Source organism: Corynebacterium glucuronolyticum DSM 44120, from assembly GCF_030440595.1.
In the GTDB taxonomy this organism is placed as follows: Bacteria; Actinomycetota; Actinomycetes; order Mycobacteriales; family Mycobacteriaceae; genus Corynebacterium; species Corynebacterium glucuronolyticum.
On the sequence record NZ_CP047452.1, the window covers coordinates 1,633,976 to 1,646,208 of the forward strand.

Consider the following 12,233-nt stretch of genomic DNA (forward strand, 5'->3'; position numbering starts at 1 on the left):
CCCATGACCCGCGCGCATCGGCGCTACCTATGAGCCTTGGGAAGAGCTCATCATCCACATTCTTTTCCCTGTGCAGCCGATGCAGGCAGTTTTCTAACAGCACTCAGTGCTACGCCGCAGTGATGTGCCGTAGTGCTGCGCCATGGTGATGCGCTGGCGTGCTGATAGTGGATAATGAGCAAGATTATTCTGAGCTACCGGATTTTTACCGTTGCGCTTTTCCCCTTTTTTCGGCTGAGAATTGGGCTAGACGGACGACACTCACGGCTAGTTCAAGACCGACCCTCAGCAAGATTATGTTCAAAAAAGCGCTTCCCGCAGCGGCGGCCGTGGCGATACTAATAATGATCAGCCCCTCAAGTAGCCCAACGCCCCCGGAGAACAGTGTCCCTAAAGCACCAATGACGACACAAAAGATAAACACCGCGGTAAGTGCAACCGCAGCGGTATAAATTACCTTGGCGAATTTCGGGGTGATGTATTGGGTGAAGGAAAAATCGAACAGCGCTACCGCGAAGTCACGCAAACCGCTACGTGAGCTGTTTCCATCATCCTGTGCGGTCGCATTCAGGCTGTGCGCAGCCAAAGAAGATTCTCTTTGATCCGAACTCAGTGAGGAGACCGGCTGAGAAAAATCGGATTGCGAGCCGACTACAGATGGCGAGGCTCCTTCGGAAGCCCAGGGCGAGTATTGCTGAGAGGTCGGCACAGTGCTCTGGAGACGTACGTCACGTTGCGGAGTGCTTATGCGATCCGTATCCTGCGTTGGTCCAGAGGTGTACGGAGAATACCGGATTGACGTGGGGCTTTGGGTGCTTTCGTCAACTGTTGATGCTCCTTCCCCATAGATACTCGCGGCTGCACGCTCATCGGCTTGCTTCGCGTGTGATGAATTCTGTTCTTTGCCACTAATTTCAGACACGGTCGTGTGTGATGTGACGTTGCTTGACGCGGCGTTACTTGACGCGGAATTCCTTGGTGCGGAATTACTTGACGCCGTCTCATTCCCCGCTGGATACGGGCTACCTGGAACATCAGTTTTCTTATCTGGAGAGGGGATCTGTTCAGACATACATCCATTCCTATGCTTGTGAAATTGCGTTATCTGCCAGAGGCGCATCGTGCCGAAAGCGAGTTATTTCGCACAGCTTTTGCGCCCTTTTCCCTTCCAGGCTATCGCCAAAGGTGTTGGTTTGCCTTCAGCACTTGTGGTTCGCCACACATCCCGAAATTTTGCTTCGCTGACCTACATCGATCAGAAAACACTGCGCGGGCAGAGGGTATCGAACATGCGACAGCGTCGATAACACGTGCCTCGCAACTTCGGTTTCCAATCGGTGCCCAGGTTCGCGAACCGAATCCGATTAAAGGGGTCAGAGTGTCTTCTGTTTATCCGCCGCGAGTTGGACTTTCTGTGCTCATCTATTCGGCGGTTGCCTTTCAGCTAGACCGGTACCGGCGTGGCTAGACCGGTGCCGGCGCTGTCGGGTGCTACCAGCTACGGAGGTAATCGATGCGGGCCTGCAGCTGAGCGGCGGTGCACATCGATGTCGGAGGGCCACCACAGGCTTTCCGCACCGCCGTGTGAATCTGGGCATGCGGCTTTCCTTTACGGGCAGCGGCAATCTGCACGAGCGCGTTCAACTCCTTGCGCAGGCGCGGAATCTCCTGCGAAGCAACGCGGGATTTCGCGGCGGCGACACCACCAGTTGGCGAAGCGTTCCTGCGCTGCTCTGCCAGGCGCGCCTCCTCCTGCTTTCGTTCCTGCTCCCGTTTGTCCAGCTGCTCCTCCTGGCGCCGACGCAGGAGCGCGCGCATCTGGTCAGCGTCGAGAAGCCCGGGAAGGCCAAGGTAGTCGCGTTCCTCATCGGATCCGGTGAACGTGGGGGTGCCGTAAGTCGATCCGTCGTAGATCAGCGAATCGAGCTCCGCCTCCGCGGATACAGACTCGTAGCCTTTCTCCGCATCGGGCTCGTTCTTCTCCTTATTCGCCTCCTGGAGTGCCTCGTCATCCCAGCCGTCAGACGGACGGTGGGGCTTGCCCAAGACGTGGTCACGAGACTGCTCTAGCTTCGCTGCGAGGTCGAGGAGGACGGGCACAGAGGGAAGGAAGATCGAAGCGGTCTCCCCCGGCATGCGGGAACGCACGAAACGCCCAATCGCCTGGGCAAAAAACAGCGGTGTTGAGGCGGAGGTGGCGTAGACGCCGACCGCGAGACGCGGGACGTCCACGCCCTCACTGACCATGCGCACCGCCACCATCCACTCGTCCTGGTTGCCGGAAAAGTTCGCGATCTTTTCGCTCGCCTTGGAATCGTCGGAAAGCACAACAGTAACCGGAGACCGAGACAGGCATTCGAGAATCTTGGCGTACGCGCGGGCGGTTTCCTTGTTGGTCGCAATGACCAGACCGCCAGCATCGGGCATGTTTTGACGCAGCTGCTCCAGGCGCGTCTGCGCTGCCTGCAGCACGGCGGGGATCCAATCGCCCTTGGGGTCGAGAGCCGTCCGCCACGCGCGGGCGGTCTGCTCCGCGTTGAGAGGCTCGCCGAGGCGAGCCTCGTACTCTTCCCCCGCGCTGTCGCGCCATCGAGCCTGACCAGAGTAAGCAAGGAAGACAACCGGGCGCACAACACCGTCGGCAAGCGCGTCACCGTAACCGTAGGTGTGGTCCGATTGCGAGACGAGGTGCCCGTCGCCATCGGGACCGTAGCGGACGAATGGGATAGCCGCGTCATCGGACCGGAACGGAGTACCGGTAAGCGAGAGGCGCCGCTCAGCATCTGCGTAGGCCATGCGGATGCCCTCTCCCCAGCTCTTGGCGTCGCCACCGTGGTGAATCTCGTCGAGGATAACGAGAGACTTCTTCGCCTCAGCCACGGCGTGATGCTTGTAGGGGTGCATGGAGACCTGTGCATACGTCACACACACGCCTGTCATGGCAGGGTTCACACCGTCGGTGTTAGAAAAGTGCGCATCCAGACTGATCCCGAAACGCGCCGCCGACTGCGCCCACTGTGTTTTTAGGTGTTCGGTAGGCACAACGACAATCACTCTGTTCACGATCCTGCGTCTAAGAAGCTCGGACGCAACCGTTAGTGCAAAGGTCGTCTTTCCTGCGCCGGGGGTAGCCACGGCGAGGAAGTCTTTGGGGTTGTCTCGGAGGTAGGTATCCAGCGCACGCTTTTGCCAGTTACGTAGCCCCATACTCACCTTTTACGCAGGCTCTTGTAGATTCGTTCGCAATCGGGGCACACGGGGGATCCGGGTTTCGCCTGCTTCCGCACAGGGAAGGTCTCCCCGCAGAGAGCAACCACCATCTTGCCACTAATCGCGGAATCAACGATCTGATTCTTCTTTACGTAGTGGAAAAACCGTGGGGTGTCGTCTGACGTGGATGTATCCTCACGCACATCCGGGCGCTCAATCGTTTTCGTAGAAGTAGGCACGCCCCCTATCATGCCCCAGTTTCCCCGGAAATGCTCAATTGGGTTTAATCTTGTGGATATGACAGGCCCGTACCCAGGCGAGAATTCTTCGCGCCATGACCCCGGCGATGCTGAGGCATCTCGGTCGCATGACTCTGCGTCGTCTTCGCCTTTTTCTGGGCAGGACGATCGTGAGGAAACCACCACGGACACCACTGGTGTATTCTCCTCGCTCGTTATCGACGCTGACGAAGAGGAATCGCACGATGACACCAGTCAGGGTTCCCGCCTGCGCCACTGGTGGTCCGCTCATGCTCGGCGGTCGTCCTCCGTAGAGCTCATCACAGATCAGGAAAAACGCACCCCGTGGCAGAATCACGAGCATCGAAAGGTGCTCTACATGTGGCTGCAGGGAATGCGCATCCCCTTCCTCATTATGTCCGCCATTACCTACCTGGTTTGGCACAGCATTCTCCTGAGCTGGGTTTTGTTCCTCATCTCCATTCCGCTCCCCTGGATAAGCGTCGTCATCGCCAACGGCGTCGGCGAACCCCGCGACAAGCGTGAGCAAAACGTGTACAAGCCCGAGCGGTTCCGCGCCGAGCAGGCCCACTCCGCATACGCTGCGCTCCACGCCCCCATTCCTGCAGATGGAGGCCAGCAATCACCTCCTGCCTTGGAGCCCGGTAGCACCCGGCGCGAAGACATGCCCCCCACGCACTGAGGATTCTTCGTCTCCCTCCTGATCTGGTTACCTCCCCCTCCCTGTCTTTTGCTTGTCGACGCTCGGGGCTCCCGCTGCGCTTTTTCGCCCACGTTTTCCTCGAGTTGTGGTTTTCGGGCATGAGGTTACCTGAAACGGAGCCCTCGCGTGAACACACGAACTGATATGTAGATAATGGAACGCATGAGACGAACGCAGCCACAGCGAGGCGGACAAGACCACACCACATCTCCACGTGAGGCGTTGGGCCTCGATCTCGCTCGTGTGTTTACGGCGTGTGGTTTTACGCCGGAGGGACTGACACAGCACCTTGGCACCGATGTCATGGGGTGTATCACTCGCGGGGAGCCTGCTCCCGTGGAAGTGGCAACCGCCGGGGGAAGAGCTATCGACCACATTGTTCGGGCGGCGATTCTCCACCTCCCAACTGACCTGGGCGCAGCACTCGGATCAGACGTGCTCAACCGTTGTATCCAGGCAGGACTCGTAGTACAAACCACCGGGTCCTCGGACGGATCTCATCTCCATATGTTCACGTGCGATATTCGTCCACACACGATTGATGGGGCGACGCACTGGGTGTATTCAGATCCGGATCCGTCGATGCACATCCGCACTCTCGCCGACGATCACGTCATGGGGCTCGGCGCTGCGTCCCGCCTCATGCTTGACGTGATTCCTACCACCCCAGTCGCGCGTGTGCTCGACCTGGGCACTGGAGCCGGAACTCTGTTACTGTCACAGGTCGGGCATGCCCGGGAACTATGGGGAACGGATATTTCCCAACGAGCTCTTGACCTCGCTGAGCTCACCCTCGCGGGGGCAGGCGCGCACCTTGTCAAGGGTTCCTGGTTCGAGCCCATTGAGAACGAGCGATTCGATCGCATCATCGCCAACCCGCCCTTTGTCATCGCACCGCCTGGAGCCGCGAAGACCTACCGACAGTCCACCTTCGAATTGGATGGTGCCACGCGCTTCGTTGTGAAATCGGTGCGCGACTATCTCACAGAAGGGGGCACGGCACATATCCTCGGCGCGTGGGCACTGCATGACGGGGAACCGTGGGAACACCATGTCGGCTCCTTCGTGCCCGATAACGGGGTGTGTTGTTGGGCAATCCAGCGCGATGAGGTGTCTCCGGCCGCGTATACAGCTATGTTCCTGCGCGACGAGGGAATCGATCCGCGCTCGGATGAGGGCCGGAGCACGACGCACACGTGGCTTTCCTACTTCGCAGAAAATGGAATCACGCGCATCGGACTGGGAATGATCCACCTCAGTGCGCTCTCCGCTGCTCAGCCGAGTGAGGTTCTTGCAGAGGAGATTCTCACCCCACTGGCGCCGAAAACGGGGCCGGAGGTTGCGGAGTTCTTTACGCGAGCCCAGTGGCTCCGTGAGCAGTCGCCAGAATCCATGCTGGAGCATACGTACCTCGTCCGACCGACAGTGGCTAAGGAGGATGTGTCCCTCCCCGATACGGAAGCCGGGTCGGGGTGGAGGAAAGCCGCACTGAGACTGACCCGCACCGATGGGTTTTCCTACACGCACGAAATTGACGATGATTTCGCCACCCTCATAGCTGGTTTACACCCTCAAGGTCTCGCTTTGGGGGAGGTCTGTGGTCTGTTCGCGATGGCTCACGGCCTGGACGAGAAGAAGCTTCAGCAACAGGTCATCCCGCTTGTCGTTGCTCTTGTCCAGCACGGCATGGTCTTACCGGCTGACCTCGTGTCGCCGCAGTTTTTCCAATAAGCCAGATGAGCATCTGTCAGCCCTATCTGTGTCGCCCGACTCCTCCGCGCGCGGTTCTCCTTCCCCGCTCATCCCGCTTTAACGCTGTAGCACTCGCGCACGGTGAGGTGCACCACTACTGGGCTAGGCGGTAAGGGCGGATACCGAAAGAACACACCAGGGGCTGTGTACCCCTTCCTGCCCTTTGACATGAAGCCACCAGCCAGCCCACTCCTGGCACGCACTTTAGATACAATTCTCACAACGATCGAAAAAGGAGGAAGCGACAGCATGCGCGCTGTACTAACACGAGTGACGGAGGCCTCGGTGACCGTGGACGGAACCGTGGTGGGAGCAATCGATTGCCCGGAGACTGGAGGTATCTTGGCTCTCGTCGGCGTTGGACGGGATGATTCTGGCACGGCGTGGGAGACGATGGCTCGCAAGATTGCCGAGCTTCGTATCCTCGACGGCGAGTTATCAGTCACGGATGCCCACGCTCCAGTTCTGCTCGTCAGCCAGTTCACCCTGATGGGAAAGACGGCCAAGGGTCGCCGCCCGTCGTGGTCAGATGCTGCTCCCGGTCCGGATGCAGAGCCTGTCATTGACAAAATCGCAGCGGATCTCCGAAAGCGCGGTCTCACAGTCGAGACCGGTCAGTTCGGGGCGATGATGCAGGTTTCGTCGGTCAACGATGGTCCTTTTACTGTCCTGGTCGAGTGCTAAACATCTCTCCACACAGCCCATCGGCAGTCCCTGCGGATGGGCAGTTCCCCGTGGCAGGTTCCCTGCCACATTGACTACTTAGATGCATGACAGACCACGCACGCCACTCCCCCTGGTCAAGTAGACGGTTGACCACCGACAGAGTTCGTACTGTGTTATCCCCTCCCACGAAACCGTTGACCGGAACGCTTACCCCGGCATCCGGACGGTTCACCGGACCAACCACAGTACTCCTTCCCGTGCCGCTGGAACGCACCTAACAACGGAGCAAATGGGCCGTGACCTCCCCTTTTTCATCGCCCCTCTGCCATTACCATGATCCCGACCCACCCCCATTTAGGGGTGTTCCAACGGTCGGCGGAACCTTCACGGATGAAAAGCCGTTGAACCTTTTAGAAAGTTAACGACGATCGGTTGGAGGTTGCCCAGTGACAACACAAGTCAAGCAGGAAGACAACAAGGTCGATCCGCGAAATCGACGCCACCAAACCAACGATAACCCAGCCGCAGACCTCGTCCGCGTCTATTTAAACGGAATCGGCAAGACCCCGCTTCTTTCCGCTGAGGAAGAAGTGGAATTAGCAAAGACAGTAGAGGTCGGATTATACGCCCGCCATCTCCTTAACGATCCGGAATATAAGCCCACCCGCGCTATGAAGCGGGATTTAAAGGAACTCGCGCGCGAGGGAGACAAGGCGCGAAACCATATGCTCGAGGCAAACCTGCGCCTCGTTGTCAGCTTGGCCAAGCGCTACTCAGGCCGCGGGATGCCACTTTTGGACCTCATACAGGAGGGAAACCTGGGGCTTATCCGCGCAATGGAGAAATTTGACTACGCCAAGGGGTTTAAGTTCTCCACGTATGCCACGTGGTGGATCCGCCAGGCGATCACCCGCGGAATGGCTGATCAGTCCCGTACTATTAGGCTTCCCGTTCACCTTGTCGAGCAGGTTAACAAGCTTTCCCGTATCAAACGCGAGATGTACCAGCAGTTCGGACGCGAGGTGACCAACGAAGAGCTAGCCGAAGAATCAGGCATCGACGAGAACAAGATCGAGATGTTGTTCCGCCAGTCTCGTGACCCCGTCAGCCTCGACATGCCCGTTGGCGCAGACGAGGAGGCCCCTCTGGGTGATTTCATTGAGGACTCCGAGGCAACCGATGCCGAGGAAGCTGTTGTCGTCTCGCTGCGCCACTCCGACATCCGCGCGGTAATTGATACCCTCGAGGGCCGTGAACAGGATGTTATCCGCATGCGCTATGGACTCGACGATGGTGTCCCTCGCACACTCGACCAGATCGGACGCCGCTACGGCCTATCCCGCGAGCGAGTCCGCCAAATCGAGCGCGAAGTCATGGCTAAACTCCGCGAAGGATCGCGGGCGGAAAAGCTCCGCGCCTACGCCGTCTAAAAACACTCCCAACATGGGGATCATCGCCCGCCTGCTGGCGGGCTTCTTTAACTAAAAAAAGAAGTCAAAAAGGAAAGTCAACAGTAGAGGCACGGGGCATCCACGACGGCGAGGGCCGCTGCCTCCCAGTCGCGAACACGATTCTAATTATCTGGCACTAATCTGAGCCCGCGGTCCTTTTTCTTGCAAAATAGTGTCTTACCCCCAAATTCGTGAAATTTTGTAAAACTGCTACCGCGAAACTCGGCAGACGTTTAAGTTTTCTCCCATGGATATTCGTACGTCGACTCCAACCCGAGCCCAGCGGTTGGATCGACTCCCTTTTACAGGCAAGCATAAGAAACTACTCTTCGGCTCCGGCCTCGGTTGGGCCCTCGATGCCATGGACGTGGGACTGGTCTCCTTCGTCATCGCCTCTCTCGCGGTGGACTGGCATCTGGATAAGACGGTGACATCGTGGATCGCCTCCGTCGGGTTTATCGGCATGGCGATTGGAGCCACCTTCGGTGGCCTGCTCGCTGATCGATACGGCCGACGAAGCATCTTCTCTGTCACCCTTCTCGTCTATGGCCTGGCAACAGGCGCCTCCGCGCTTGCCACGTCGGTGACGATGCTGCTTATCTTCCGTTTCCTCACGGGAATGGGCCTGGGCGCCGAGCTTCCGGTCACATCTACCCTGGTAAGCGAATTCTCCCCGCGGCATGTGCGTGGCAGGATTGTGGTTCTCCTCGAGGCATTTTGGGCCGTCGGATGGATCGCAGCAGCCGTCATCGGCACATTTGTTGTCGCTCATCACGACAGCGGCTGGCGCTGGGGCCTCGCTGTGGGCGCGATGCCCGCGCTTTATGCTCTCTACGTTCGCGCCAAAATCCCGGAATCAGTGCGTTACCTCGAGCTGAAGGGGAAAGATGCAGAAGCAGAGGCAGTAGTTACTAGCTTCGAAGATGCAGCACGCTCCGAGGGCTATGAACCCGCCGCACTGTCAGAGCCCCCGCAGGAGGATCTCCCCGCCACCTCCGCCACCCACAGCATCTGGTCTTTCGCTTTGCGACGCCGCACCGCTGCACTGTGGTGCGTTTGGTTCTGCGTCTCACTCTCCTACTATGGAGCATTCACGTGGATCCCCTCGCTGCTTATGGATCAAGGTTTCACCCTTGTCCGCTCGTTTAGTTTCACTCTGATCATCACTCTTGCCCAGCTCCCCGGTTACGCAGCCGCAGCCTGGCTCATTGAGGTCTGGGGCCGTCGAAGCACCCTGTCGGTATTCCTCGCCGGCTCAGCTGTCGCCGCCGTATTCTTCGGCCTAGCGACCACCAGCTGGACCATTATTCTCGCCGGATGCCTGCTTTCCTTCTTCAACCTCGGCGCGTGGGGCGCGCTCTACGCCATCGGACCGGAGCTCTACCCCACATCTGTGCGCGGGCGTGGAACGGGTTCCGCCGCAGGTTTCGGGCGCATCGGCTCAATTTTGGCTCCGCTGACCGTGCCGCCCCTTCTCGCGCTAGGTGGGCATATCACTGTTTTCGGTGTCTTCGGCGTCGCCTTTGCTCTAGCCGCTGCAGCAGCGTTCACCCTTCCCGAGCAAAAGGGCATCGCTCTTTCGTAAAAAACTCATTACCCGTCCAGACATGGAGCCCCCGGTTTTGACCGCAGGGGCCCCACCATGAGTAAACATGACCGCAGACTTATGCCGCAGATTCGAAAGAATCCCCGGCATAATCATTCGGCGATGCGCCCACATCCACAGGGGCTCTCCCCAATCATTGGGCGGTGACGGACAAAACTGAGAGACAGGCGCACTGGCAGAAAGAGTGCCCTGTAGCTACTCACTACCCTTGCCCGTGTGACCCCTGAGAATGAAGAAGAGCCTCCGCACTGATGTCGCGTATGCGCGAACGTCCCGCCCCGCGCGGACAACTCGTGCAAACCTCCCCACTTTTCACTTCGGGATTTATCAGTCCCTCCTCCCCCAGTTCGCGGTAGACTGTGGGTCACCAAGCCATGTGCTGGGCAGCGTACACAAACCCCGTTATTTATTGGTAAAATATTAACAAAACGACCGGACTGAAAGGCGCATTCCGTGAAGGAACTTGTCGATACAACGGAAATGTATCTGCGGACTATCTTCGAGCTCGAAGAGGAGGGTGTTCCCCCGCTTCGTGCTCGTATCGTGGAACGTCTCGAACAGTCTGGCCCCACTGTTAGCCAGACGGTTGCCCGCATGGAGCGCGATGGCCTCCTCGTCGTGGAGGCGAATCGACGCCTCACATTGACTGAGGAGGGCCGCGAGCGAGCTACAGCTGTCATGCGCAAACACCGCCTTGCGGAGCGCCTTTTGTCCGAAGTTATTGGGCTGGACATTAACAAGGTTCATGACGAAGCGTGTCGTTGGGAACATGTAATGAGCGATGATGTCGAAAACCTCCTGACTACTGTGCTCTCCACAACAAAGGTGTCCCCCTTTGGTAACCCCATCCCTGGTCTAGACGAACTCGATGCCCACGCGGACACTGAAAAACCCGCCAAACTGGGAACCCGTATCGTGGATCTCCCTCCAGAGGAAGAGGTCAACGGTACGCTTGCTCAGTTACACGAGATTGTCCAGATAAATGAGGGTGTTTTCCGCAATTTCTGCGAGGCTGGCCTTCGGCCAGGAAGCCCGCTTACCGCAATCAATCATGGAGCATGGGGCGAAATCATCGCTAACGGGTCCAGCTTTTCCCTCCCCGAGGACATAGTTCACGCGGTGAGGATATACCCAGCAGAAGACTAAACCCCAGTGTCTCACTTCTGAGGTGCCGCCAACAAACCCCCGGCACCTCTTTTCGTATCCCCTACGCTTGATCACGCCTGCTGTCAGGGCCGTAATCGCTGGGCATCTTCTCCGCTTTTACCACCGGAGAACCCGATAACTCTCAGGACTACGGGCAACGCCCATGGACACAGATGCTCGCGTGGTCTGGGGATATCTTCTTTCTTGTTTCTATACGCGAATCAGAAATGTGGGCGAACGCGCGATCCACGATAGACGATCACGTCTATCTGCGGGGAAACCCTGTACGAGTACTGCCCGTTGTAGACTAGTATGCGTTGTTCCGGTGCACCAGTACCTGCCGGTTCCTACTCCGCTGTCGCAGTCGACAGTCACGGAGCCCTCAGTTAGACGCAGAGTACAACGGTGTCCTTCACCACCACGAAAAAGGTAGGTTTTTACAGATGAAACTCGTTGTCACGGGAGGCGCAGGCTACGTCGGTAGTGTGTGCACGGCAGTCCTTATTGAAGCAGGCCACGATGTCACCATCGTAGACAACTTCTCTACTGGTAACCGCGATGCCGTCCATCCCGATGCTCATCTTGTTGAAGGCGACGTACGAGATGTCATCGATGATGTCCTCTCCGCCGATTCCTACGACGGCGTGCTCCATTTCGCCGCCCGGTCCCTCGTTGGTGAATCTGTGGAAAAGCCGGCCGAATACTGGAACCACAACATGGTCACGACGCTCACACTGCTTGACGCGATGGTCGCACACGATGTTTCCAGCCTCGTCTTTTCTTCAACCGCCGCCACGTACGGCGAGCCGGAAACAGTCCCGATCACAGAGGATTTCCCCACACAGCCAACGAACCCATACGGGGCCACGAAGCTGGCCATCGACTACGCAATTTCCTCCTACTGCACTGCCTATGGGCTGGCCGCAACGAGTCTCCGCTACTTCAACGTTGCAGGTGCCTACGGTTCCATCGGCGAGAATCGTGAGATTGAAACCCACCTGATCCCGCTGATCCTGCAGGTTCCCCTCGGAGCCCGCAAGGATATCAAGATTTTCGGTGATAACTGGCCGACAAAGGACGGTACCTGCGTCCGCGATTACATTCACATCCGCGATCTCGCTGATGCCCATGTCCTTGCTCTAACGTCAAACCAGCCGTCCACACACCGGATTTATAACCTCGGCTCTGGCGACGGGTACTCAGTCAAGGAGGTTATTGAGGCGTGCCGGGAAGTCACCGGGCACCCTATTCCCGCCGAAGTCGCTCCCCGGCGCGCAGGTGACCCCGCTGTACTTGTCGCTAGCTCGGAAAAAATCAAGCAGGAACTGGGCTGGAACCCGACCCGCACTACCCTGCACAACATTGTGCAGGATGCCTGGGAGTTCACCAAGAACGCAGACATGCATTTCCTCCGTAAGTAGGCAACCCTGCGCCTAACC

At 58.1% G+C, this 12,233-nt stretch carries 10 protein-coding genes; 7 read left to right on the plus strand and 3 right to left on the minus strand.

The window, feature by feature from the left end:
- Positions 1–205: 205 nt before the first annotated feature.
- The 3 genes from CGLUCO_RS07255 to CGLUCO_RS07265 form a co-directional block, all read right to left on the minus strand.
- The gene (locus CGLUCO_RS07255; protein ID WP_159447582.1) at positions 206–1,072 is read right to left on the minus strand and encodes a DUF4282 domain-containing protein; all 867 of its coding nucleotides are present in this window, start codon (positions 1,070–1,072) and stop codon (positions 206–208) included.
- Positions 1,073–1,491: 419 nt separating this feature from the next.
- Positions 1,492–3,207, minus strand: coding sequence for a DEAD/DEAH box helicase (locus CGLUCO_RS07260; protein WP_005389818.1), 1,716 nt, complete (start codon positions 3,205–3,207; stop codon positions 1,492–1,494).
- A gap of 2 nt (positions 3,208–3,209) precedes the next feature.
- Positions 3,210–3,461, minus strand: coding sequence for a DUF3039 domain-containing protein (locus tag CGLUCO_RS07265; RefSeq protein ID WP_005389816.1), 252 nt, complete (start codon positions 3,459–3,461; stop codon positions 3,210–3,212).
- A gap of 46 nt (positions 3,462–3,507) precedes the next feature.
- On the opposite strand from CGLUCO_RS07265, the gene CGLUCO_RS07270 reads away from it, so the two are divergent.
- The 7 genes from CGLUCO_RS07270 (at position 3,508) to galE (ending at position 12,215) form a co-directional block, all read left to right on the plus strand.
- Positions 3,508–4,152 (plus strand): DUF3099 domain-containing protein, encoded by a 645-nt coding sequence (locus CGLUCO_RS07270; protein ID WP_231286047.1) that lies wholly within the window; start codon positions 3,508–3,510, stop codon positions 4,150–4,152.
- Between the two features lie 183 nt (positions 4,153–4,335).
- Positions 4,336–5,904, plus strand: coding sequence for a DUF7782 domain-containing protein (locus CGLUCO_RS07275; RefSeq protein WP_231286046.1), 1,569 nt, complete (start codon positions 4,336–4,338; stop codon positions 5,902–5,904).
- Between the two features lie 270 nt (positions 5,905–6,174).
- Positions 6,175–6,609, plus strand: coding sequence for a D-aminoacyl-tRNA deacylase (gene dtd / locus CGLUCO_RS07280; RefSeq protein ID WP_034989063.1), 435 nt, complete (start codon positions 6,175–6,177; stop codon positions 6,607–6,609).
- Between the two features lie 428 nt (positions 6,610–7,037).
- Positions 7,038–8,021, plus strand: coding sequence for a sigma-70 family RNA polymerase sigma factor (locus CGLUCO_RS07285; protein ID WP_005389805.1), 984 nt, complete (start codon positions 7,038–7,040; stop codon positions 8,019–8,021).
- Positions 8,022–8,289: 268 nt separating this feature from the next.
- Positions 8,290–9,627, plus strand: coding sequence for an MFS transporter (locus tag CGLUCO_RS07290; protein WP_005389804.1), 1,338 nt, complete (start codon positions 8,290–8,292; stop codon positions 9,625–9,627).
- Between the two features lie 474 nt (positions 9,628–10,101).
- On the plus strand, positions 10,102–10,794 hold the full coding sequence (locus tag CGLUCO_RS07295) for a metal-dependent transcriptional regulator (RefSeq protein ID WP_005389803.1): 693 nt from the start codon (positions 10,102–10,104) through the stop codon (positions 10,792–10,794).
- Positions 10,795–11,237: 443 nt separating this feature from the next.
- Positions 11,238–12,215, plus strand: coding sequence for a UDP-glucose 4-epimerase GalE (gene galE, locus CGLUCO_RS07300; protein ID WP_005389802.1), 978 nt, complete (start codon positions 11,238–11,240; stop codon positions 12,213–12,215).
- Positions 12,216–12,233: the final 18 nt, after the last annotated feature.